Source organism: Brachybacterium paraconglomeratum (assembly GCF_039541415.1).
Taxonomy (GTDB): Bacteria; Actinomycetota; Actinomycetes; order Actinomycetales; family Dermabacteraceae; genus Brachybacterium; species Brachybacterium paraconglomeratum_A.
Genome location: NZ_BAABGE010000005.1, coordinates 136,822 through 160,702, shown reverse-complemented (window position 1 = coordinate 160,702; position 23,881 = coordinate 136,822). Strand labels below are relative to the sequence as shown.

Annotated in this window: 20 protein-coding genes; 12 read left to right on the top strand and 8 right to left on the bottom strand. The window is 65.3% G+C overall.

What is annotated here, in order from left to right:
• Positions 1 to 37: 37 nt before the first annotated feature.
• Positions 38 to 1,720, bottom strand: coding sequence for a DEAD/DEAH box helicase (locus ABD893_RS08300; RefSeq protein WP_345078194.1), 1,683 nt, complete (start codon positions 1,718 to 1,720; stop codon positions 38 to 40).
• Positions 1,721 to 1,788: 68 nt separating this feature from the next.
• Here ABD893_RS08300 and panD point away from each other — a divergent pair, with 68 nt between their 5' ends.
• The 5 genes from panD (at position 1,789) to ABD893_RS08275 (ending at position 8,513) form a co-directional block, all read left to right on the top strand.
• Positions 1,789 to 2,214, top strand: a complete 426-nt coding sequence (gene panD / locus ABD893_RS08295; RefSeq protein WP_345078191.1) for an aspartate 1-decarboxylase — start codon at positions 1,789 to 1,791, stop codon at positions 2,212 to 2,214.
• 105 nt (positions 2,215 to 2,319) lie between these two features.
• Positions 2,320 to 3,246, top strand: a complete 927-nt coding sequence (locus ABD893_RS08290) for an AEC family transporter (protein ID WP_345078188.1) — start codon at positions 2,320 to 2,322, stop codon at positions 3,244 to 3,246.
• A 263-nt stretch (positions 3,247 to 3,509) separates the two neighbouring features.
• On the top strand, positions 3,510 to 6,470 hold the full coding sequence (leuS, locus tag ABD893_RS08285) for a leucine--tRNA ligase (RefSeq protein WP_345078185.1): 2,961 nt from the start codon (positions 3,510 to 3,512) through the stop codon (positions 6,468 to 6,470).
• A 242-nt stretch (positions 6,471 to 6,712) separates the two neighbouring features.
• The gene (locus ABD893_RS08280; RefSeq protein ID WP_345078182.1) at positions 6,713 to 7,882 is read left to right on the top strand and encodes a hypothetical protein; all 1,170 of its coding nucleotides are present in this window, start codon (positions 6,713 to 6,715) and stop codon (positions 7,880 to 7,882) included.
• A gap of 88 nt (positions 7,883 to 7,970) precedes the next feature.
• Positions 7,971 to 8,513, top strand: a complete 543-nt coding sequence (locus ABD893_RS08275) for a WXG100 family type VII secretion target (RefSeq protein ID WP_345078179.1) — start codon at positions 7,971 to 7,973, stop codon at positions 8,511 to 8,513.
• 216 nt (positions 8,514 to 8,729) lie between these two features.
• Here ABD893_RS08275 and ABD893_RS08270 read toward each other — a convergent pair whose 3' ends face one another.
• From ABD893_RS08270 to ABD893_RS08255, 4 genes are all read right to left on the bottom strand, one after another.
• Entirely contained in the window at positions 8,730 to 9,098 is a 369-nt protein-coding gene (locus ABD893_RS08270; RefSeq protein ID WP_345078176.1) for a hypothetical protein, read from the bottom strand.
• The gene (locus tag ABD893_RS08265) at positions 9,098 to 9,538 is read right to left on the bottom strand and encodes a hypothetical protein (protein ID WP_345078173.1); all 441 of its coding nucleotides are present in this window, start codon (positions 9,536 to 9,538) and stop codon (positions 9,098 to 9,100) included. The genes ABD893_RS08270 and ABD893_RS08265 overlap by 1 nt, the downstream gene beginning before the upstream one ends.
• Positions 9,535 to 10,524, bottom strand: coding sequence for a hypothetical protein (locus tag ABD893_RS08260; RefSeq protein WP_345078169.1), 990 nt, complete (start codon positions 10,522 to 10,524; stop codon positions 9,535 to 9,537). The genes ABD893_RS08265 and ABD893_RS08260 overlap by 4 nt, the downstream gene beginning before the upstream one ends.
• Before the next feature lie 2,191 nt (positions 10,525 to 12,715).
• The gene (locus ABD893_RS08255; protein ID WP_345078166.1) at positions 12,716 to 13,081 is read right to left on the bottom strand and encodes a hypothetical protein; all 366 of its coding nucleotides are present in this window, start codon (positions 13,079 to 13,081) and stop codon (positions 12,716 to 12,718) included.
• A gap of 279 nt (positions 13,082 to 13,360) precedes the next feature.
• Here ABD893_RS08255 and ABD893_RS08250 point away from each other — a divergent pair, with 279 nt between their 5' ends.
• From ABD893_RS08250 to ABD893_RS08235, 4 genes are all read left to right on the top strand, one after another.
• Positions 13,361 to 13,882 carry a hypothetical protein gene (locus ABD893_RS08250; RefSeq protein ID WP_345078164.1) on the top strand — a complete coding sequence of 174 codons (522 nt, stop codon included), beginning with the start codon at positions 13,361 to 13,363 and terminating at the stop codon, positions 13,880 to 13,882.
• A 219-nt stretch (positions 13,883 to 14,101) separates the two neighbouring features.
• Positions 14,102 to 14,377, top strand: a complete 276-nt coding sequence (locus tag ABD893_RS08245; RefSeq protein ID WP_345078161.1) for a hypothetical protein — start codon at positions 14,102 to 14,104, stop codon at positions 14,375 to 14,377.
• Positions 14,378 to 14,557: 180 nt separating this feature from the next.
• Positions 14,558 to 15,130: a recombinase family protein gene (locus tag ABD893_RS08240; protein ID WP_345078158.1), complete on the top strand. Its 573-nt coding sequence runs from the start codon at positions 14,558 to 14,560 to the stop codon at positions 15,128 to 15,130.
• Positions 15,131 to 15,255: 125 nt separating this feature from the next.
• A complete protein-coding gene (locus tag ABD893_RS08235; RefSeq protein ID WP_345078155.1) occupies positions 15,256 to 15,888 on the top strand; it encodes a recombinase family protein in 633 nt (210 codons plus the stop codon).
• A gap of 936 nt (positions 15,889 to 16,824) precedes the next feature.
• Here the strand turns inward: ABD893_RS08235 and ABD893_RS08230 are convergent.
• Entirely contained in the window at positions 16,825 to 17,547 is a 723-nt protein-coding gene (locus tag ABD893_RS08230; protein WP_345078151.1) for a hypothetical protein, read from the bottom strand.
• Positions 17,548 to 18,012: 465 nt separating this feature from the next.
• Here ABD893_RS08230 and ABD893_RS08225 point away from each other — a divergent pair, with 465 nt between their 5' ends.
• On the top strand, positions 18,013 to 18,702 hold the full coding sequence (locus ABD893_RS08225) for an Abi family protein (RefSeq protein ID WP_345078148.1): 690 nt from the start codon (positions 18,013 to 18,015) through the stop codon (positions 18,700 to 18,702).
• A gap of 162 nt (positions 18,703 to 18,864) precedes the next feature.
• On the opposite strand, the gene ABD893_RS08220 is transcribed toward ABD893_RS08225, so the two are convergent.
• Complete coding sequence (locus ABD893_RS08220; protein ID WP_345078145.1) at positions 18,865 to 19,281, bottom strand: hypothetical protein; 417 nt, start codon at positions 19,279 to 19,281, stop codon at positions 18,865 to 18,867.
• Between ABD893_RS08220 and ABD893_RS08215 the strand changes: the two genes are divergently transcribed.
• Complete coding sequence (locus ABD893_RS08215) at positions 19,273 to 19,419, top strand: hypothetical protein (RefSeq protein ID WP_345078142.1); 147 nt, start codon at positions 19,273 to 19,275, stop codon at positions 19,417 to 19,419. The two genes, ABD893_RS08220 and ABD893_RS08215, sit on opposite strands and share 9 nt — an antisense overlap.
• Positions 19,420 to 19,520: 101 nt before the next feature.
• Here ABD893_RS08215 and ABD893_RS08210 read toward each other — a convergent pair whose 3' ends face one another.
• A complete protein-coding gene (locus ABD893_RS08210; RefSeq protein ID WP_345078139.1) occupies positions 19,521 to 22,154 on the bottom strand; it encodes an ATP-dependent Clp protease ATP-binding subunit in 2,634 nt (877 codons plus the stop codon).
• Positions 22,155 to 22,453: 299 nt separating this feature from the next.
• Here ABD893_RS08210 and ABD893_RS08205 point away from each other — a divergent pair, with 299 nt between their 5' ends.
• On the top strand, positions 22,454 to 23,851 hold the full coding sequence (locus ABD893_RS08205) for a PrsW family intramembrane metalloprotease (protein ID WP_345078137.1): 1,398 nt from the start codon (positions 22,454 to 22,456) through the stop codon (positions 23,849 to 23,851).
• Positions 23,852 to 23,881 lie beyond the last annotated feature (30 nt).

Below are 23,881 nucleotides of genomic sequence, written 5' to 3'. Positions count from 1 at the left end.
GCTTCACCTGCTCGTCATCGAGCCAGGCTTCCGCCGTTCATCGTCCTCCACGGCGACGTGGCGCGCGAGTCGGCGCGCCGGAGCGTCCACGCCCCTGCCCCTTTCCGGTGCCTGCTGCGCCCTTCCCGGCGCCACCCGCGGAGCGACCTCGGTCCTCTCCCCTGCTGGACCCACCGGCGCGACCACGACCGCCGCCTGCCGAGCGGGCATCGCTCTGACGGCCTCGTTCCTCAGCTGCGGCACCGTCCCGGCCACGAGCGCCACCACGACGCGGCTGCCCCTGTCCCGAACGGGCGCTGCCCTGCCCGGAGCGAGCGCTGCTCTGACCGGGCCGGCCACCGCGCTGGCCCGAGCGCGCAGTGCCCTCGGCCTCCTCCGGCTCCTCCCACGAGGCACGCCGCTCCTCGTTCGCCCGTCGCTCCTCGGCCTTGCCGGCGTCCGCCCCTCGGTGGCGGTTGCGCCCCAGGTCGAGCTTGCGCGGGGCGCCCTTGTACTTCACGCTCGCGGGATCCTCCACGGGCTCGCCGGCAGGCGTCCTCCCGCCGAGGTCGGCGAGGGCGGGAACCTCCGCGGAATCGACGTCGTCGGCCCAGGTCGGCTCGACCTTGGCGCCGGCGAGAACATTCTTGGTCTTCGCGATCTGGTGCGGCAGGGCGAGCGTGACCACGCTGCCCGTCGCTCCTGCACGTGCGGTACGGCCCGAGCGGTGCACGTACTCCTTCACGTCATCGGAGGGATCGACGTGAACCACCATCGTCACGTCGTCGATATGGAGTCCGCGGGCGGCGACGTCGGTCGCGACCAGCACCGGATAGGCGCCTTCGCGGAACCCGGCCAGGACATTGGTCCGCAATCCCTGCTGCTTGTTCCCGTGCAGCGCCGCAGCGCCGATCCCGACCTCGACCAGCTCCTGCGCGACCCGCTCGGCACCGAGCTGGGTGCGCGTGAACATCAAGGTGCGTCCCTCGCGGGCACCGAGCTGAGCCGTGACCTCGCGCTTCGCGGTCGGGGCGATGGCCAGCACATGGTGGTCCATCGTGGCCACCGCGGCGGTGACGGGAGTGGTCTCGTGACTGACGGGATCGACCAGGAAGTTGTCGACGATCTGCTCGACCTGACCGTCCAGAGTGGCCGAGAACAGCATCTTCTGGGTGCCCATCGGGATCGCGGAGAGGATGTCGCTGACGTCCGGCAGGAAGCCGAGATCAGCCATGTGATCCGCCTCATCGATGACCGTGGTCTCCACCAGGTCCAGCTGGAGCGCGCCTCGCTCGGCGAGGTCGATCAGCCGACCCGGCGTGGCCACCACGATCGCAACTCCGCGAGCCACTGCGTCGGCCTGCTTCTCGATGTTCATGCCGCCGGCGACCAGCTGCGCCTTGATGCCCACTGCTCGGGCGAACGGGTGGATCGTGTCCACAACCTGCACCGCCAGCTCACGGGTGGGCACCAGAACCACACCGAGCGGGCGCTTGCGATGCATCTTGCGGCCACGGAAGCGGGAGGTCATCGCGAGAGTGAAGGCGAGAGTCTTGCCGGAGCCGGTCTCGGCACGGGCCAGCACGTCGCGCCCGGCGAGCGCGTCGGGAAGGATCACGGACTGGATCTCGAAGGCGCTCTCGAGCCCCTGCGAGGCGAGGACTCCGAGCAGCTCATCGGGCAGAGCCATGTCCTCGAACTGCTCGGAACGGCGTGCTGAACTACGGCGGGCCTTGGGCATGGTGATCCTCCTGACGAAACGGACGCCCTCATCATCCAGCATGCGGGCGTGATGAGAGAATAGGAGCGATGTTGCGCACTCTGATGACCTCAAAGATCCACCGAGCCACTGTCACGCAGGCAGACCTGCACTACGTCGGCTCGGTGACGATCGATCCTGCCCTCACGGAGGCCGCGGGGCTGGTCGAGAACGAGCAGGTCACCATCGTAGACATCACCAATGGTCACCGCCTGATCACCTACGTGATCGAAGGCGAGCGCGACAGCGGAGTGATCGGCATCAACGGCGCCGCCGCACACCTGGTCACCCCGGGCGATCTGGTGATCATCATTGCGTACGGGCAGCTGGACGAGACGGAGGTCTCCACCCACCGTCCTCGCGTGGTCCACGTCGATGCGGAGAACCGCATCGTCGCGCTCGGTGCCGACGGCGCCGAGCCGGTTCCCGGCAGCAGCGATCAGATCGACGGACGCACCTCCCACGGGCTGCGCTGACCCCTGCCGCAGTCGTAGATGTCCGGCTGCTGAACGAGGGAAGCCCCTTTCCTGCTGGCCGACTAGGATCAGCCCGGTGATATCGACTTCCCTCTTCCCGCCACTTTGAGCGGGGTTCTGGCCGGCTTCTTCATCGTCTGGGCGATGATCGCCGTGGGCTGGGTGGTCGGACGCACCGGTGTGCTCGGCCCGCACGGCCGCTATGTGCTGAACCGCTCGACCTTTTTCATCGCCTCCCCCGCCCTGGTCCTGGTGGGGCTGCTCGAATCCGACGTGGCCGAGGTGCTCTCGCTGCCGATGGCCGTGGCGGGGATCTCGGGGCTCGCCACCGGCGCGATCGTGATCCTCGCGGTGCGGCTGTTCACCCAGCGGCGCGGGGCCGACCTGGTGATGACCGCGATCAGCGGTTCCGTCGTCAACGGCGCGAATATGGGCTTCCCGATCGCCCTCTATGTGCTCGGGGACATCTCCCACGCGCTGCCGGTGATCCTGTTCCAGCAGGCGGTATACACACCGCTGTACCTGTTCGTCCTGCATCGGATCACCGAGAAGGACTCGTCGGGCCCCGCCGGAGTGCTGCGCAGCATCATCGCGAACCCGACCATCATCGCCTCCGCGGTCGGCCTGCTCCTGGTGCTGGCGGGGGTGAAGATCCCCGCAGTGGCGCTCGAACCTATCCACTCGCTCGCGGACATGGCGATCCCCGCGATGCTGCTGGCCTATGGCCTCTCGCTGTACGGATCGCGGCCGCTGGCGAAGGATGACGGCTATCGCGGCCTGATCGCGGTGGCCTCGGGCTCGAAGCTGCTGCTGATGCCGGTGATCGCACTGGGGGTGGGGCTGCTGCTCGGCATGCGGGGCGCCTCGCTCTACGAGGTGGTGGTGATGGCGGCGCTGCCCACGGCGCAGAACGTCTACGTCGCCGCCGCCCGCTACCGGGCCTCGGAGAATCTCGCCCGAGACACGGTGCTGATCACCACGATCGGCACCGTGCTGGTGCTGCTGGCGATCTCCGCGGTGCTCGGGGCCTGAGCGAGGCAGGGTGCCCCTCGGTGCGCGCTGGCGCGCACACTCCTGGGCACGGCCCGCGGCGCGGTACGATGGGTCGGTGACTCGACGGCTCCTGCTTATGCAGCCGCGTCGGACAAGGCCCGCGTCCACCCCGCGCTCCTGAGAGCGTGCCGGTGCGCACATGAGGCACCGATGCGGCTCCCCTCGCCTGCGCGAGGGTTTTTTCATGTCACGAGACGCCTGGCGGCATCCGCCGCACTGATCCTTCGGAGGACGATCCACCCATGAGCGAGGCCCCGCACCGCTACACCGCCGCCGTGGCGGACGATATCGAGCGCCGCTGGCAGCAGCGCTGGGACGAGGACGGCACCTTCCACGCCGACAACCCCGTCGGCGAGCTCCGCGGCTCTGCCGAGTCGATCGAGCAGGCCGCCGCCACCTCCGGCGGAGCGGCCGCCGAGAAGATGTACATCATGGACATGTTCCCGTACCCCTCCGGGGCGGGACTCCACGTGGGGCATCCGCTGGGGTATATCGCGACCGACGTGGTCGCCCGCCACCAGCGGATGATGGGCAAGAACGTCCTCTACACGATGGGCTACGACGCCTTCGGCCTGCCAGCGGAGCAGTACGCCGTGCAGACCGGCACCCATCCGCGCATCACCACCGAGGCGAACGTGGCGAACATGCGCCGCCAGCTGCACCGGCTGGGCCTGTCCCACGACTCCCGTCGTTCGCTGGCCACCACCGATCCCGCGTTCGTGAAGTGGACGCAGTGGATCTTCCTGCGGATCTTCGACTCCTGGTACGACCCGACGGCGCCGAACGCCGACGGCGTCACAGGAAAGGCGCGACCGATCGCCGAGCTGCGCGAGGAGCTGCGCCGCGGGACGGTGGATCCGTTCACCCTCGCAGACCGTCAGGGCATCGACCTGCCGGAGGGTTGGGCGGGCCGCTCCCCCGCCGATGTCACCGGTGCGAGCGACGCCGAGATCGCCGAGCTGGCGAACTCCTTCCGGCTGACCTACATCTCTGAGACCCCGGTGAACTGGTGCCCGGGCCTGGGCACCGTGCTGGCCAATGAGGAGGTCACCGCCGAGGGCCGCTCCGAGCGCGGGAACTTCCCCGTGTTCACCCGCCGCCTGCGGCAGTGGAACATGCGGATCACCGCCTACGCGGACCGCCTCATCGACGACCTGGACCGGGTGGACTGGCCCGAGTCGATCCGCGCCATGCAGCGCAACTGGATCGGGCGCAGCCATGGCGCGCAGATCACCTTCCCCACCACGGGCGTCGCCTCCGCCCCTGAGGCATCCTTCGATGTCTTCACCACCCGCGCCGACACCCTGTTCGGTGCGACCTTCTGCGTGCTCTCCCCCGAGCACGCGCTGCTCGCGGATCCCTCGGCCCTGCCGGCAGCCTGGCCGGAGGGCACTGAAGAGTCCTGGACCGGCGGCGCAGACACCCCGGGTGAGGCAGTGAAGGCCTACCGGGCGCGAGCCGCCTCCCTCGACGAGGATGAGCGGACCGCAGACGATCGTGAGAAGACCGGCGTCTTCACCGGACTGACCGCGACCAACCCGATGGACGGCCGCGTGCTGCCCGTCTTCACGGCCGATTACGTGCTGACCGGCTACGGCACCGGCGCGATCATGGCGGTCCCCGCCGAGGACGAGCGCGACTTCGCCTTCGCCTCGAAGTTCTCGCTGCCGGTGATCCGCACCGTGCAGCCGCCCGCCGATTTCGAGGGCGGCGCCTGGACCGGCGAGGGTCAGAAGATCAATTCTGCCAGCGCCGATCTGGATCTGAACGGCCTGGACAAGGACGAGGCCAAGCAGAAGGCGACCGCCTATGCCGAGTCGAAGGGCTTCGGTCGCGCCCGCACCACCTTCCGGCTGCGGGACTGGCTGTTCTCGCGCCAGCGCTATTGGGGCGAGCCCTTCCCGATCGTCTACGACCCGGCGGCACCCGAGGTGCCGATCCCGTTGCCGGAATCGATGCTGCCGCTGGACCTGCCCGAGGTCGCTGACTTCTCCCCCAAGACCTTCGATCCTCAGGACGCGGACACCGAGCCGCAGACGCCGCTCTCGCGCGCCACCGAGTGGGCCGAGGTGGAGCTGGACCTGGGCGAGGGTCTGAAGACCTACCGCCGCGAGACCAACACGATGCCGCAGTGGGCCGGGTCCTCCTGGTACCACCTGCGCTACATCGACCCCACCGAGGACGACGTCCTGGTGCGGGCGGAGAATGAGAAGTACTGGCTCGGCTCGCGCGAGGACGGTGGCGTGGGCGGCGTGGATCTCTACGTCGGCGGGGTCGAGCACGCGGTGCTGCACCTGCTGTACGCACGGTTCTGGCACAAGGTGCTCTTCGACCGCGGCGATGTCTCGAGCCAGGAGCCCTTCCACCGCCTGTTCAACCAGGGCTACATCCAGGCCTTCGCCTACACCGATGCCCGCGGCGTCCACGTCCCCGCCGAGGAGGTCGTCGCGGAGTCCGACGGCACCTTCACCTACCAGGGCGAGCCCGTCACCCAGGAGTACGGGAAGATGGGCAAGTCGCTGAAGAACGCTGTGGCCCCGGACGACATGTACGAGGAGTACGGCGCAGACACCCTGCGTGTATACGAGATGTCGATGGGTCCGCTGGACCTCTCCCGTCCCTGGGAGACCCGGGCCGTCGTCGGCTCCCAGCGCTTCCTGCAACGCCTCTGGCGCCTCGCGGTCGATGAGGAGACCGGGGAGCTGAACGTCTCCGACGAGCCCGCCGAGCTCGCCATCCAGCAGGCGACGCACCGCGCCATCGACGGGGTCACCCGGGACATGGAGCGGATGCACTTCAACACCGCGATCGCGAAGCTGATCGAGCTGGTGAACCACCTGACCAAGCATCTGATCGCCCACGGCTCCACTCCGCGCGAGGCCCTCGAACCACTGCTGCTGATGGTCTCGCCCCTGGCCCCGCACCTGGCCGAGGAGCTATGGGCACGGCTGGGCCACCAGGGCAGCATCTCGCGCGTGCCCTTCCCCGTGGCTGACCCTGAGCTGCTGAAGGCCGAGCAGGTCACCTGCGTGATCCAGATCAAGGGCAAAGTACGCCACCGGATCGAAGTCGATCCCGAGATCTCTGAAAGCGATCTCGAGGCCGCCGTGATGGCCGAGCCGCGAGTACAGGAGCTGCTCGAGGGCCAGACCCTCCGCAAGGTCATCGTCCGCGCACCGAAGATCGTGAACATCGTCGTCTGAGCGGTACGGCTGGGCAGCTCGCCTGTGCAGTTCGACGGAGCAGTACGGCGGGGCAGTTCTAGGGGCTGCCCTGCACGACGGCGCTCGCGACAGGCCGACGGCCCCGGGAACCCAGAGCGGGTTCCCTGGGCCCCTGCTGTGCGCCCCTCGCGCGCAGGCGACGGTTCCTCCACATCCCCTCGCCGTCCACATTCCCCCGCGGTACCCGGCGCTCCGGGGGCTGCTCTGCCTACGGTCTGGATATGAACACCTTCTGGGGATCAGAGACCGAGGCCGTGACTGAGCTGTCCGCCGAGTTCGCCACCAGCGCGGGCCAGCTGGAAGCGGTGATCACCGCTACAGCCCGCGCGGTGCACGCTGCAGCCTGGTTCGGCCCGGATGCGGTGGACCATCGTCGACGCACCGACGAGGTGGTCGACACCGTGATCCGGCTGGCTGAGAAGCTGCGGAAGCTCGGCACACTGCTCGAGCAGGAGGCGACGGAACAAGACGTCTGCTCCCAGCCCGAGACCGCCCCAGGACTGGCAGGAGATCCGCTCGGTGTGCGCATGGCCCCTCCCTGGGTCCCGGACCCGGCAGTGGGATTCCCTCCGTTGCGCGGGAAGGGTGACGTGGAGTGGGGGCCGATGATCGGTGGGCCGTTCATGCACCCGGACCCGCCGAGCCTGGTGGATCACCTCCCCGATCTGGAGGAGCTCTGGCCGATGATCGGCGGTCCCTTCATGCGCCAGGACCCATCGCCACTCCCATCGACTCGACCGCTCCCTGAGGGAGAAGAGTTCGCCCTGGATCCCGAGACCCTGGCCGAAGCGCAGCTCGACCGGAAGCTCGGCCTCGGTGCGATCCCCGTGGTGGGCGCGGTCCAGACGCTGATGGGGGTGCACAGCGGGATGGGCAAGGTCTTCGACCGTACGGAGCAGAACCTCGAGGAGGTCGGCCTGGGGGCATTCACCCCGGCGGTCTCAGTGATGCGGCTGCCCCACACCCTCTCCAGTGCCATCCTCGGAAGCGACTCCGTGCCGGGGCAGGTGATCTCCGGCATCGACCAGGGGCTCGCCAACGTCATGCAGACCAGCGAGGAGGTCTCCTCCGCGATCGGCGACGGGGATCTGGCGGGTGTGGTGCGCGCTGGGGAACGAGGGATGTACCGTCACGCCGGGGCGATGGCGGATATCTTCGCCGCTACCCCGGTGCCTGCCCTGTCCCGGACGGCTTCAGAGGTGATCGGCACCGGGGCGGACCTGGTGGAGCCCCTCAGCCCGGAGGCGGCGGCACCGCTGCGCGCGGCGGAGCAGGCGTCCCTCGAGTTCGGGCAGGCATGGCAGCACGGCGTGGACGAGATCACCGACCCCGAGCGCTACTACGACCTGCGCCGCCAGTATCTCCCGACACCGTGGGACCCACAAGGGTGAGATCGCCCGGCGCGCAGCAGATGCCCCGTTGAGGGATGGGTAGTGCACCCCATGGTGCTTCGCCGTCCAAGGTCCGATCATTGTCCACATGACGTTCTATGGTGCAGACACCGAGCAGCTGCGCGATCTCGCAGGCCGGTTCACCGATGCCTCGGTACGTATCGACGATCTGCTGACATCGCTGCAGGGACTGGTCCGCGCGGTGAACTGGGCAGGCCCGGATGCCGAGGACTTCCGCTCTCAATTCGATGACACCCACCAGCGCGGAGCGAGCACCACCGCGCAGATCTCCGAGCGCGGCACCCAGCTCAGTGCAGAAGCCGACGAGCAGGACGCGACCTCTGCCCACGATGGTTCGGGCAGCTCCACCGGCATCAGGGATGACAACCCCCTCGATGCGATCCGCAGGATCCTTGGAGACGGTGGCGGTCGCGACGGCGGCCCCGACCTCCCGGACTGGCTCGACAAGGCCTCCGACGCCGGGAAACTCGGCAAGGATGGTCGGGATACCTCAAGGACGCAAGCTCGGGGGAGCGGGGTTGCGCAGATCTGCAGAGTTGCACGCCTCAGCTTTAGTCCTCAGCTAGGCGCTGACACATCGGAAGTGATCCGTTCGGGGCTTGGTCCGTGAAAAGACCTTGCTTGGTTCGGGCCTCGAGGTGGCAGCAGAAGTGCGGCGTCGGAGGCGGGCTCTGGGTGGAACCAGGGTCCGCCTTCATGTTTGCGGAAGTGCGGTGATAAGTGTCGGTTGGCCCATGTCGTCACGCCCGTGAGTCAGCCAGACTGTCGCCGCCTATCCGTGCATTAGTCGGGCGCAAGCCCCACCAGGCCATCGTGCTGCGGGAGGCTACCTCGGCGGCGAGACATGCCGCAGAACTAGCCCGGCCATGCGTTTCCGGTCGAGGTGTGCGGGCACTGGGAACCCGGCGTTCCGGAGGACGACCCTCCCGGCGATCTCATGGAGGATTCGCGCCGTGTCTCGCTTGAAGCCGATTAGCCCGCTGCCTGCCAATTTCCATGGCACCTCTGGATGAGCCTCTTTCATTTCGAGCAGCGAGTGTAGATCCGCGAGGTCCTTCTCCGTGCGTCGCGCCTTCCAAGCGTGGGCCTTCAGGATGATGGCTGCTTCGACGTCAGGGATCCGCGTGCGGTACTCGATGGCCTGCCCGTCAAGCAAGATGGCGGTCACATCGAGGTGCAGTGGATCGCTCTGCATCACCAAGTGGAGCTCGGGCAGGGAATCAACCTGACCGATGCCCCCACATGTCGTGGTCGGATTCCCGGTGCGCGGTCGAGACGGGGTAGGAGCAGATTGATCTCGATCTGCTGTTCGCCCTCCGCCTGTTTGAGGAAGACGTTGCCTCCACTCTTAACGAAGTCCTGCGCCCTTAGGCTCTCACTGAGTGGGCCGACCATCTCAATGTCCCCAACCGCGGCGTCAGCATCGAGGGTCGATCTCGGGGTGGCTCGCGGGGTCGGGTATACCTCGAGGAGGAGACGCACCATGTGGCCACCCACAATCCGGTAGTCGTCTTCAGGGGAGACGGCTGTGGAGATTGCTTGTTGGCCGAGGTATCCCAACGCGTCAGAGTTGCTGATCGCATGGACTCGGATGCTGTGTCGTCGCTCGGGTCGGAGCTCCGCGTCGTCGCTCATCGCGGGGTCCTGGTGAGAAGAGTAGCTACTTGATCAGCTGCTTCATCCCTATCGGGGTCGGTGCTCATGAGCAAGTCCCAGTAGACGATCGCCGCGTCGGCGATTGGGAGGTCATCTGACCCGGCCTCAGCCTCGGTGGGTGGGGCGAGCAACCAAAGGCTCGCGTCGCGGGGAACACAGGTGACCAGGCTGGCCTCCTCGACGGGGACGGCCACGAAGCCGTCGCCCCCGAGATCGACCGGACCTGTGAGGTAGACCCGTCCGCGCGACGGAAGCTTCCAAGGTGCGAGTCGGTCTGCCGCGATGTCACCGCTGACCAAAGCCTTCACCTCGAGCAGGGCCACTAGGTCGACCACCCCTTCTACTTGTTCGTTTACCGGGTCCAGGCTGTACCACCCGAACTCCTGCCCCCCCGGGCCGGCGTACTCGTTCCGCCAGCGCTCAAGGAGCTTCGCACGATCGACGGCCACCAATCCCTCACCCTCATCGGTAACGAGCCCGTCGAGGTACTGCGCGGCCCGCGAGATCGACTGCTGGGTGGTGCCCAGCGATTCCGCGATCACGGACTGTCTACTCGGTTCATGGGTCAGGAGAAGATAGCGCTCCAACGCCCAGCGGATCCAGGCAGGTCGGCCCGTTCGCTGGGGGCGCAGTCGTGATCCCGGCTGCGGCCCCGGATTCACCGAGTATGAGCGTCCGTCGAAAATCAGCCGGGTTGGCTCCGCGGTGAGAATGTTGATCTCGCTGGCCTTGGCGGCCTCCACCACCCCATCGGTAGCCGACTTGCCGACGTATAGAAGGCGGCGGGGGTCTGTCCCGCCGCCGACCGCACGCACCCGGTGGGCAGTAAGGCGCTCCACTGGCGCAACCGACTCGACCTCAAAGGATCCGCCATCGGGAGCTCGCAGGAGCCAGCTCCACTCAGAAGAGCCCTCAGCCACCCGCACGCCAAGCTCCTGCAACAGAGCTGCTACGTCCACAGACATGAAACCTCCAACAACTTAGATCCCGCCACGTGGGATCTAGCGTGTTGGACAAGTTGACCACAAATCTGGTAAAAGCGCGATCTCGGCCTGGGCAGCGCGCGACCCAGGGGTCGCGCATCCCAGTCTTCGCGTCACTACGTGCCGACTACGAGCTTCAGTCGATGCGGCGACCGACTCGACTGAAGGAGACGTCGCCGTCGTCGACTGAGGCGGAGCATTTTTGGGCCTATTGGGAACCGTAAATGACCCTCCGGTAACTGTCCGGCTGGGGTGCCCCAGTTAAGGACGTACCTTACGGTGCCGCGCGTGACACCTCTTTGTGCGGCAGTCCCACTTGTGTCCTGATTTGCTGCGGGGTGCGGCGTGTCGCGGGCGTCCGGCCGCCCCTCAGTACTAAGCACAAGCTCGTCCTGTTCAGAAGGACATCGACCGAACCGGCGGGGGCAGATCTGCTGTCGCCAGGCGGGCCACATTGGGGTCGCGGCTGACAAAGAAAGTCCGGGATGCTGCAACCATCACTGCCTGCCGAGGCAGCAGGAGCAGCACGAAGATCAGATGCCCGCTTGACCTAGCGGTAACCTTCCGCGTTCGGTACAGTCCGCCTAAGCGCAACGAAGCGCCCGGGACTTGTAGCTAGCGAAGGTTACCAGCCCGGAAGAGGGGAGAATCATGCAGAGTGGCAGTGGAGGGCCTTTGACACGGCGCCAGAGGAAGCTTACTTCGCTATTAGTAGCGCATGTCATCTTAGTAGCCCCGCTATTAATGGCCGCCCCATCTTTTGCGGCACCTGCGATTCCTGGCGCAGGCTCGGGAAGTGCGACCGTCTCAGCCTCAGTGAACTCGTCTCAGGATGACTTTGACGCAGCCGTGCAAGAGTATGTGGTAACCGAAGGTGGAATAATCGCCTTCGACACTGATCGAGCCCTCTCCGAAGGGGCTTCGCCGGACGTGCTTCAAGCGGGGGCTATACTAACTGACTTATCGGAAGCGTACGCTACCGAGGAGGCAGGGGGCGTATCTGCAAGGAAGCTAGGTATCCCTATTTGGGGGAACTGGTGCGGCCCCGGGCATGGTGGAGGAATCGCCAAGGACCTCCTTGATAGCGCTTGCCGCACCCATGATAGGTGCTACGCCTCAAACGGATACTTCAACTGCTCCTGCGACCGCGCCCTCATTGCCACCATTAATCGCACTTACAACCGTATGCATACGACCGAGAAGATCGCAGCAACCGCCGTGAAAACGTATTTCGCGGCCCAAATCGCCGTAAAATGCTAGCAGTGGAGGATGGCATGTCCGACAAAAGTGCGACAACTCCGAATGGCGCGCAATCACGAAAACAGATGGCTACCATTTCAACCTTGAGTATAGCTGCGATTTCGTTGGCGTTATGCGTATTGTCTCCACTCGCGAACAGTCTCGCTTTCCTTTTTGTTCCCCTCCTCGGGATAGTTACAGTTTGTTTGGGCATATATGCCAGATCCTGGTGGATGTGCCTAGTAGGTGTGGTCGAAATAATTTCGCCAGCCTTTACCATTTACTTGACGTACTACGCCCTTTCGCTGGGCGCTTAAACAAGAAAGCGAAGGCTTCGAGAATGCCAACTCGATCACGATCTATGCGCGTAGCCGCAACGGCGTTGCTGTCTCTCAGCCTGTGGACCGGGATGGTTGGTCTGGCCCATGCGGATCAGGTCAAAACCACAACCGTCAGCACGGCAACCTCTAGCGGGTGTACGGGCAAGCTAATAAAGAGAACGGAGCGACTATATAGCGTCGAACACGGCTATTACACCGGAACATCCTTCTACGCAACGGTCTCATGCCCCACTCTTGCTGCTGGCAAACAGGCTCGTGCGCGAGCTCATTGTTCCGGTCTGGATCGATACACGAGCTGGGCAATACGCGGAGAATCATGGCAGTCGGGAAATTGTTTCGGCTCTGGCGCCTCCGCCAGTAAAGTCTCCCTAGAGTTCAGATAGCACAGTTCTCCCGATCGTAACGCCAGGGGCCGCACCTGTTGGGGGCGGCCTCTGGCGTCTACGAGGACCCCACTCGGCTCGCAACCCCAAACATCACAACCGCCGAACAGCTTCGTGCGGCAGCCGACGACCAAGCCGCGGAACGCGCCTGGAGGTCAGCAATCCCTAAACGGTCGGTTCAGGGGTGAACCGCGAACGCACCAAAGATGCTCACAGGGGCCCTTGTGGAATCCGGGGGTCAGGCACCAAATTGACGGGTATGCCAGACACCATGAAGGCGACCGCAACAGCTCCCGCAATGAGGCCCACTATTGCCCACGTTCTCCCGCTGTCCCGGCTACGCAGGCTGGCCGTGCCGAGCCCAAGGGCGAGAACGACGCAGATCAACCCTGGAATAAACGGGATCAGCATGAGGCCGTCCGCCGTCCCGTGCCCGTTGAACACATAGAACGAATACAGCTCTTGCCGCGCTAGTTGCCCCCAGACCGTGAGTGCGACCCCGAGACCGCCTGCGGTGGTTGACATGATGCCGAGGATGTCGAGCTTCCGTGAGTCGATCGAAAGGGTGACGCTCATCAATCCAGGCTAGCCGAGTGCGATCCGCAGCCCGCGTCATAAACGGTCCATTGCGGCACATCAGCAGCAGGGCCGCCGGCGCTTCGTTGTCGCATATGAAGATGCTCCACAATCCTGGACCGAAACTTGTCACGCGAGGTGCGCAGCCCTGCCGCGTTAGTGGCGCCCGTCACCCCGGGCCGGTACTGTTGGCAGATTCAGCACAACGCCTGGCCCACGCTCGAAATACCGAGATGGGACACCGACGCAGTCCGAATGCCGTCTGGAGGTGCCGTACAGATGTCCTCGCAGAGACTTCCCCGCCACCGCACTGCTGCTGTCATCGCCGGAGCGGCCGCGCTACTGGTCACCGGCATGACCACTGGCTTCCTGATCGCTGGGAGCGGTCCCACCACGCCCAGCCAGGCAGCACCCGTCGTGGCCAGTCCCGCCACCGAGCCGGCACCCGACGCGGAGGCAGAGCCCGCCGCCGATGAGGGCGCGCCGAGTCCAAGCTTCCCCACGAACGCGAACGGCCAGACCTACGGCTCCTCTTCTGATGTGGAATCGTACGACGCCATGCCAGACCTCGTTGCGGTAGAGATGCCCGACGGTGCGGTCGGCTACATCTATGCGGAGGAGCTGATCCGCCTCGAAGGCGGGCACGTCAACTCGCCGGAAGAGGCACTCGAGTGGAACGAGACCGTGAAAAACATGGCGACAGAGACCAACGACGAGGGCCTCGCCTATATCCCCATCACGGCCTACCAGGCCGATGGCGTGACCGAGATTGGCACCTGGGAAGGTCTCAACGGGGGCTGAGCACTGAAGTGCCAGTAATTGCGTCCCGGACGGAGCTCGCGCTGCCCAAAGGGTGGCTGGCCAGCTGTCATCGGAACGTCTCGCTGAGGTATACCCAAACGAGACGGCCGCCGGCGGAGTATCGCTTGTGGATGTGAACGCTGAGTGGCGGTTGTCTGTGACAGCTCGCTGGCGTCATCGAGGTCGCCAAGGCTCCCTCCCGGCTGCACACTGGCTGGCATGAAACCGATCCAGGTGCGACTGATGAACGACTACACCGCTGAATGGCCCCTTTGGACCGACGGCTTGACCGATGAGAGCGACTGGGAACTCTCCCAGCCACTGAAGCGGCGACTGACGGCTTGGGCGGCCTTCTTCAATGCGCACTACGACTGGGAGCGCGGCTGGGACTCTTCCGCGGCGGGTGCGGAGCACCGAGCCGAAGGCATCGAGCTGCACCGTCTTCTGGTGGCCGAGCTCGGGCCGGCCTACGACGTAGAGCTCATGCTGGACTAGTGGCCCTCGCGGGCAGCTGGCGAAGCGAACAGCTGCAGTGAGCAATCGCCCGATAGGGGATCCTTCACCGTATGTCGAGCGAGCGTCCTCCTCGACGCCTCTTTACGAGGGGTCGTCATGTACGCAAGACCCGTACGGTGACGTGAGCGGTGAGGGGAGGTTAACTGCAACAATGTCGACATGCATGTCGGCTACGCGCGCGTCTCGACCCTCGAGCAAGATCTCTCCGCCCAACGAGAGGCGCTCGAGCGCCTCGGAGTCGAGGGCAAAAACATCTACTTCGACCACGGCCTGACCGGAACGAACCGCGCCCGGCCCGGGCTCCGCGAGGCACTGGCCGCGACCCGGGACGGCGACACCCTGGTGGTCGCCAAGCTCGACCGGCTGGCCCGCTCACTCCCCGATGCGAGGGACATCGCCGACGAACTCACCATCAAGGGAGTGGCGCTCAGTCTCGGCGGCAGCGTCTACGACCCCAATGACGCCGTGGGCCGGCTGCTCTTCAACGTGCTCGGCATGGTGGCCGAGTTCGAGGCGGACCTCATCCGTCTGCGCACCCGCGAGGGTATGGCCATCGCCAGATCCAAGGGCAAGCTCAAAGGCAAGAAGCCCAAGCTCTCGCCCTCTCAGCGCAAGCACCTACTGACCTTGCACACGGCTGGCGAGCACACCCAGGCCGAGCTCGCCGAGCTGTTCAACGTCTCCCGCACCACCATCTACCGCGAGCTGCGCCGCACCACGACCACCTCCTGACCGCCCATGCCCCGCCACTGAGCGAGCACAGAACCGCGCCACTGAGCCATCACATCCACATATCGCTCCTGTTCCACAGGGTCCAATAGCGGCTTTTGGCACATGTCTCGGCTAGGGTCTAGAACATGAGTGACACACATCGGACCCTGGGACAGCGCGTCGCCTACCTCCGGGTTTCGTCGGCTGGCCAAAACCTCGCGCGGCAGCTCGAAGCGGTGGGGGAGTGCGACCAGACCTTCACTGAGAAGCAGTCCGGCAAGAGCGCGGTCGACCGCCCACAGCTGCAGGCGCTGATCCGGCACGTCCGCCACGGCGACCATGTCGTGGTCGCCTCTATGGACCGTCTCGCCCGCTCGGTGATCGACCTCAACGACATCGTCCAGCAGATCACCGGCGACCCGACCGAACACACCGATCAGCACCCCAGGAAGGGTGCGAGCATCGAGTTCCTCAAGGAGCGACTCACCTTCGCCCCGGGCGACACGGACCCGATGGCCTCGTTTCAGCTGAACATGATGGGCGCGTTCGCTCAGTTCGAGCGTGAGCTCATCCGCCAGCGCCAGACCGAGGGCATCGCCGCGGCGAAGAAGCGTGGGGTTTACAAGGGCCGGCCCCGCACCCTCGAGAGCGACCAGATCCGCTCCGTCCGCAACGCCGCCCTGGCCGGCACGCCTAAGGTGCAAATCGCGCGTGACCACGGAATCAGCCGATCCACGCTGTACCGCTACCTCGAGCAACCAGAACTACCCCTGGGCTGATGGCCAGTTAAGCAAAGACCTTCCGCGTCGCGAACGTCGCATAGAATAGTTGCTTAAGAGCGGAGCTTCACCCCTTTCGCGCTAAGCTCTCTCCGTCCAGCGTCGCCGGTAATCATGAGCAAGAGGAGCTGACGCGCGTGAAGCGATTCGGGCCATTGGAGGAAACTCCGGCGGGCTTAGCTCTCGGCGATCCTGGCCGACACTTCCTACTCCTCACCCCCCTCTCCGTTTCCCACCACGAACGAGAGCAACGCCTTTGGGGGGAGCCATGGGAAGCTCTCAAGTCGATTTATATAGACATGCCGTCGTCTCGCTTTGCATTTTCGAAAGCGATGTCCGACCTCGCCTACGTAACCCTTATCGCAGCAATCCAGGATGACCCAGGGTTTACCCCAAAGGACGGCGCCGCTCTAGTTACGACTCGTGACCACGCTGAGAGATCTCTGGCGCTGAGTCCACATCATTTCCGGGGCTATTGGTATCGAAGCCTCGAAAGTACCCAGAAGATGGTTAACCACCTGCTAGTCGTGCCTGAGAGCCGGACACTGCTAAGCAAGCCCGGAGCGGTGATCGGGTCCGTCTACGCGGCCGCTCACGCAAAATAATCTCCCCGCTCTCCCGATTAAGGAAAAGTGAGTTCGGAAGCCTATGTCCGGCGTTTCTGGATCTGCCGGGATAAGCGCTTCTGGTCACGATGGAGTCGCCACCAACTAGCAGTATTCCGAAACTGGATCTGGCCCAGCTCTTCGAGACTGGGCAAGCCTCTTTCGGACAGCTCTCTCGAAAGTGCTTTTTGGTCTTTCCCGTTGCGTTCTTCGACCAGCTTCTGGGCCTCTACTACACGCTCTGAGGCGAGTGGATGAGCTGAAATACGTTCCTCCACTTCGCGCAACTGTCCTTCCAGCTCGGGCACGCTTCGTCGACGAAACATGACTATCACTTCATGAAGACGCAGGCGACGGCCCCTCGGCCGAAGGCGGCCAGGATGGAATAGGGCGTTCCCAACTGCGCGATACGGGTGATGTCAGGACTCTTGAGGCCGATCCCTACCAGGCACCTAACCATCCACGGGGCCAGGACGATCGGGTCGGAGACCACCGGATAGGTGACATCCTCATCGGACGCATGATCAACGACCTGAGTCAGGGTCGAGCCGTTGACCTCGAACCACGTCTCAACTTCCTTACCCTCCGCGTCACTAGCCCACGGCTCCCCGAAGGCTAGTACCGTCTCGCCGGCAGAGTCCACGACGACTGCCGCCCCGCTGGGGACCAGCTCCAGGGTTTCACCCACACTGAGATCGATCTCGTAAGCGAACGTCGAGGATGCACCCTCATTGGCGATCGTAGTCAACATCTGCACACCTTGCTCAGTGACCACCACTGCATTGGCACTATCCTCGCCTGGATACGCAAACGTTCCGTCTTCGAGCACTTCAACCGGCTCAGCGCTGTTCGCATGTGGCAACTGGATGCTCAAAGCTTCACCCTCCGAACTGCGGAGGCTAACGCCTTCGGCGGGGCTACTAGAGACTTCGACGCTCCCTCCCCCAATGGGGACCGAGTGGCTTGATCCAGCCAACCCATGCGTTTCGGATTCGACCGGCACGGCCAGCAATCCGGGGTTCACCTCCTCCAGATTCTGGAGAGACTCTTCCACGCTCTGCGCGGATGCAGCATCCGTCGCGGGCTGTTCGGCGGATGCCAGACCCGCTCCCGCAAGGACCATCGCCCCGGCGACTGTGAATGAAGTTAGCGCGGCCAAGCTTCGGCACATATCGCTGGTAAGTGATCGCGTCATCGTGATCCCGCCCCTGTATCGCAACCTGAAAACACCTGTGTCATTGCCCTACACCGTACCGATACGTGACCCACCCCACAAGCCACTCCTCAGCGGGCACCCCCGCAGGCGCGAGCACTTGAATCGATCCGAGGCGATGCCAAGCAGTTCGGGAGTGGGCTGGCCCCTGAGGGGTCACCGGCAGCCTCGACGTACGCTCGTGCCTACTGGCATCCCGCGGCGGTGCGGCAGGCAAGACAAAACCCCGGCCGTCTGATCGACTCCCAAGGGAGTTACAGGGACGGTTCCGGGGTGTTACTGAAGACGATACTGGGGATGTGTGGCATGGGCAAGCAGGGCAGCTACGAAGTCGCTGAGCATCACTTCAGCTCTGCACGCCTGCATCACTACCTCGTCGCGGCCGGCGGCGACCGCGATCTCGCGCACGCGCTGTACATCTGGAACAGTCAGCTAGCCGCCGCGTTTTTTGCCGACCTCGGCCATCTCGAGGTAGCGGTGCGCAACGCTTTGGATGAGCGCATGACGATGCGGCATCAGAGCGCCGGACATCCTGGCTCCTGGCTGGATGATCCGACAGGTGCTCTTGGTCGGGACCTCATCAATGTTCGTCCTCGCCATCGGCAGCCCTACCGAGACATCGACCGCGCCCGGCGGCGGGTCCACGACAACGGCAAGCCACTCGACCACGGGCAGATCATCTCCGAAACGTCGCTCGGACTGTGGCATCAGCTGGTTTCCAAGCGCTTCGCGTCTTCACTGTGGCCTGATCTGGCTCGCGCCTTCCCTCACGCACCGAGTCGTAACCGTGCACTGGTGGCTGACCGGCTCGAGGCCCTCCGCGATCTCCGCAACCGCATCGGCCATCACCACCGGATCTGGAACCTCCCCTGCGAGCGACTTCAAGTACAGCTCCAGGAGCTCGCTGGGTACATCGACCCTGACCTAGCGACATGGATAGAGGCGAGCTCCTCCCTTTCGAGCACCCTGGCCCGCTCTCCTCTCACTACTCCCTGATAGGACGACAACGGTTGCACCCAAACCCCCATATGGCCGTTTGGGGGCCTGGGGGTCTGGGGTGCTCAAGTGTCCGGTGACGGCGCGGTCGGGATGGCATCACCGAAGACAGGTACCGCGGCGCAGTGCGCCCCCGCTCGTCCGTCGAGCGAGCCGGGGCCTCTAGCGGCCATACCCCTGGTCGTTGCGGCTGGGGGCATGGGGGCTTGTGCGTTCCCGGTAGGAGGTCCTGCCGTCATCCGGTGCTGCTGTTGATCGCTTTGTCTTCCTGGCCTGCGGGATGTCGTCCTTCGTCCTGACGTGCGCCCCCGGCACGCGCTCCCGACTGTTGGTGCGCATCACCTGTTGCACTTCAGGGTCGAGGGCCTCCCATTGCGCAGGAGTGAACTGCTTGACGCGGCGCCGCAGGCGGCGCTGCTCGGGCGTGACGGCCGCGGACTCGCGGTGCTCCTGACGCTGCTGGGTGATCGTCTTCTTCTGCTGGGTTCGCCGCCGAGGCGCGTGCTCGAGGTCGTGCTGCTTCTCGATGCGGGTGCAGGCGCTTTGTGCTTGCCGGCGATCATTGCGCCCGTGCCACACCTCGCCGGTGTCGTTGACGCGCGAGACGACGACATGGATGTGGTCCTTCCCGTGGCGTCCTTCGCCATCGCGTCCGGCAATGCGATCACCGCAGCTCCCAACTTCATCAGCGGCTTCTGGAACACCGCAGACGACTGAGCCTCCGCGGCCAGCGCACAGACCGATGGTACTTACTGCGCACGGAAGCGGAGCCGATCATTCGATCCAGCCTCCTCGCAGGCTGCACCGCGCATCCAGCCTCACACCCTGGCGGCGGTATCTTCCTCATCGCTGTCGCCGAGGACCGTCAGCTCGAGTCCTGCGCCGTCCCGGGAGCTGACCTCGACGCGCTGACCATCGTGGACCTCGCCCTGCAGGATCAGCCGGGCCAGCCCGTCGCCGATCTCCTTCTGCACCAGGCGCTTGAGGGGGCGTGCCCCGTACATCGGATCGAAGCCCTCGGCAGCGAGCCAACGGGTCGCGGCCTCGTCGACCTCGAGGGAGATGCGACGGTCCTGCAGCCGAGCGGCGACCTCCTGGATCTGGAGCGTGACGATGCTGGTCAGCTGCTCGCGGTCCAGCGCATCGAACATGACGATGTCGTCCAGGCGGTTGAGGAACTCCGGCTTGAAGGAGGCTCGCACCACCTGCATCACCCGCTCGTGCTTCTCCTTCTCGTCGAGCAGCTGGTCCTGCAGCGCATGGGCACCGAGGTTCGAGGTGAGGATCAAGATCGTGGAGCGGAAGTCCACGGTCCGTCCCTGGCCGTCGGTGAGCCGGCCGTCGTCGAGCACCTGCAGCAGCACATCGAACACATCGGGGTGGGCCTTCTCGATCTCGTCGAGCAGCACCACCGAGTACGGCCTGCGCCGCACGGCCTCGGTGAGCTGGCCGCCCTCGTCGTACCCGACGTACCCGGGAGGAGCACCCATGAGCCGCGCCACGGTGTGCTTCTCGGAGTACTCCGACATGTCGATGCGGATCATCGCCCGCTCGTCATCGAAGAGGAACTCCGCGAGCGCCTTGGCGAGCTCGGTCTTGCCCACCCCCGTGGGTCCGAGGAAGAGGAAGGAGCCGGTGGGGCGGTCCGGGTCGGAGATGCCGGCACGGGCTCGGCGCACCGCGTCGGAGACCTCGCCGACGACACGAGCCTGGCCGATCAGCCGGCGTCCGATGATCTCCTCCATCTGCAGCAGCTTCTCGGTTTCTCCCTGGAGCAGACGGCCGGCAGGAATCCCGGTCCAGGCAGAGACGACGTCGGCGATGTCATCAGGGCCCACGTGGTCGGCGACCATCGGCCGCTCCTGCTCACCGGCGATGCCCGCCTCCTGCTCCTCCGCGTCGCGCAGCTGGTCCTTCAGCGCCGGGATATCGCCATAGAGGATCTTCGACGCTGCGGTGAGGTCACCTTCGCGCTGCGCCCGGTCAGCCTGCATGCGCAGCTGCTCGAGCTGCGCCTTGAGATCGCCCACCAGGTTCAGGCCGGCCTTCTCCCGCTCCCAGCGCGCGGAGAGCTCATCCATCTGCTCGGTGCGATCAGCGAGCTGGGCGCGCACCGACTCGAGCCGGGCGATGCTGCCCGGGTCCTCGCTGCCGGAGAGCGCGAGCTCCTCCATCTTCAACCGGTCCACCTGACGGCGCAGGATGTCCAGCTGCTCCGGGGAGGAATCCAGCTCCATCCGTTGGCGGGAGGCCGCCTCATCGACCAGGTCGATGGCCTTGTCCGGCAGCTGCCGACCCGAGATATAGCGCGAGGAGAGGGTCGCAGCGGCCACCAGAGCGGAGTCGGTGATGGTGACCTTGTGGTGGGCCTCGTACTTGTCCTTGAGGCCGCGCAGGATCGTCACGGTGTCCTCGACGCTCGGCTCCCCCACGAACACCTGCTGGAAACGCCGTTCGAGGGCGGGATCCTTCTCGATGTTCTCGCGGTACTCATCCAGCGTGGTGGCCCCGACCATCCGCAGCTCGCCCCGGGCCAGCATGGGCTTGAGCATGTTGCCGGCATCCATCGAGCCATCGCCGGAGCCCCCGGCGCCCACCACCGTATGGAGCTCGTCGATGAAGGTGACGATCTGACCGTTGCTGGTGCGGATCTCGTCCAGGACAGCCTTCATGCGCTCCTCGAACTCGCCGCGATACTTCGAACCCGCGACCATCGATGAGAGGTCGAGCGAGACCAGCCGCTTCCCGCGCAGCGAGTCCGGGACGTCCCCGGCGACGATGCGCTGGGCCAAGCCCTCGACCACCGCGGTCTTGCCGACGCCGGGTTCACCGATCAGCACCGGATTGTTCTTGGTCCGGCGGGACAGCACCTGCACGACACGGCGGATCTCTGCGTCCCGGCCGATCACCGGGTCCAGCTGTCCCTCGCGAGCGAGCTCCGTAAGGTCCACCCCGAACTTCTCGAGGCTCTTGAAGGTGCCTTCGGGGTTCTGTGAATCCATCTGGTTCATTCGGTCATCTCCTTGGGTCAGCTGGGTGACGGCATCGCGCAGTGCTTGCGGGGTCGCGCCGGACGCTGCGAGCAGCCGTGCGGCAGCGTCCTTCCCGAGCGCGATGCCGAGCATCAGATGCTCGGTGGACAGGTAGGTGCGGCGGACGGCAGTCGCTTCGCGCCGAGCCGTCTCGAGCGCATCGAACCCGGTACCGACGAAGGTGGGCGAAGAGCCCCCGCTGGCGCGTGGCAGCGAGTCGATCGCCTGTGCGGCACGACGGACCACCTCGAGCGGATCGGCGCCCGCTGCCTCCAGCGCCGCACGGCCGATGCCGTTGTCCTGATCAGCCAGCGCCCACAGCAGATGCATCGAACTGATCTGCGGGTTGCCGAGCTCGACCGCCTTCTCCGCGGCGGCGGCGACAGCTTCCTGCGAGCGGGTGGTGAACTGGAATTCCACGATGCTCCTCTTCTCTGCGCGTCGGTGTGTACGACATCCGCTCAGATCAACGTCAACCAAGTTGAGTCTATTCCGCTCAACTTCAAGAAACTTCGGTGGAAGCTGCCCGGGCATCCCTCATCAGCCGTCCAGCGGCCGCTGTCCACAATGCTTCCCGCGCACCTTGTCTCTCCGCAAGAATGGGATCACCCACCTGTAGCATCGCACTGCTGCCGTGACTCGCCCGTCCAGGGGAACCGACGTCGATCACGAGCCGCACAGCTATCGCTGAAACCCCTGCCGTGAAAACAGAGGCCCACATGTCCCAGCCCCCCTATCAGCCGCCCGGCGGCCAATACATGCCCAATGGGCGGCCGCGTCCCGGTGCCCCGAGCTCCGCGCCAGGCTCTCCGTCGGCGCAGGCCCCACCGCGCTATATCGACTACGGCAATCCGCGTGCCTATGACACGTCGGTGCGGCCAGCCTCGGGACTCACCGCGGCGCGATTCGCGCCTGCGCAGATCCAGCGTCCCGACCAGGCCCAGCCGCAGTCGGCCTGGTCCACACAGACTCGCCGGTTGCAGGACGTCTCGCAGAACGCCACCAAGCTGCCCACTGTGAGCATCGTGGTCTGGCTCGCCCTGGTGGTGCTCGGCTTCTTCGTGCTGCTGGTGCTCGGCTGGTTCTTCCTCGAGTTCGTCCTGACCGCCAGCTCGAGCCCGATCTGGTGGCCGGTCACGGCGTTCCTCGCCGGGATCTCCCTGCTCGTGATCGCCGGGATCATGTTCCTCGCAGACCGCTGGGATCCCCAGCCTCTGCCTCTGCTGATCATCGCGGTGTTCTGGGGTGCGGCGATCGCCGCCGGTCTCAGCTACATCCTGAACACGCTGAACTCCTTCCTGGTCTACATGGTCACCGGCAGCGAGGCGGCTGTAGCCTTCGCCGGCCCGGTGATCAGCGCACCCCTGGTCGAGGAGACCACCAAGGGGGTCGGGCTGCTGCTCCTGATGGTGCTCGCACGCCGCTACTTCAACGGGCCGCTGGACGGCCTGATCTACGGTGCACTGATCGGCGGCGGGTTCGCCTTCACCGAGAACATCATCTATTACACCCGTGGGCTGGAGAGCTTCGGCGCCGGTCAGGTGCTGTTCCTGTTCATCCTGCGCGGGGTGATGAACATCTTCGGCCACGCGATCTACACCTCGCTCACGGGGATCATCGTCGGCTTCGTCGCGCGCAAATGGGGCACCATCATGGGCTTCCTGGTGTTCCTCCCCGCGCTGATCCCCGGAATGCTGATCCATGCAGCGTGGAACCTCGTCGCCGGTCTCGGCGGCGGGCTTCCGGTCCTGCTGCTGATGTACGGCGCCAAGGCGTTGCTCTCCCTGCTGTGGCTGATCGCGATCGTGGTGTTGATCTGGGATGAATCCCGGTTGACCCGGGTCCGTCTGGGTGACTACGCGAACCAGGGCTGGCTCACCCATGAAGAGGTCGACATGCTCGCCACCTGGAAGGGAAGGCGTGAGGGCAAGCAGTGGGCGAGCCAGATCGGTGCGAAGCCGGTGATGAAGCGGTTCATCCGGGAGAGCGCCGATCTCGCCTCGATCCGCCAGCGGCTGCTCGCCGACGGCGCGAATCCGAAGGTCATCGAGATCGAGCGGAATCTGCTCAGCCGGTTGACCTCGAACCGCCACGAGCTGCTCTCCTTCGCTCGCTGATCCAGTTCCGGCGCAGCCCGGCAAGGATCG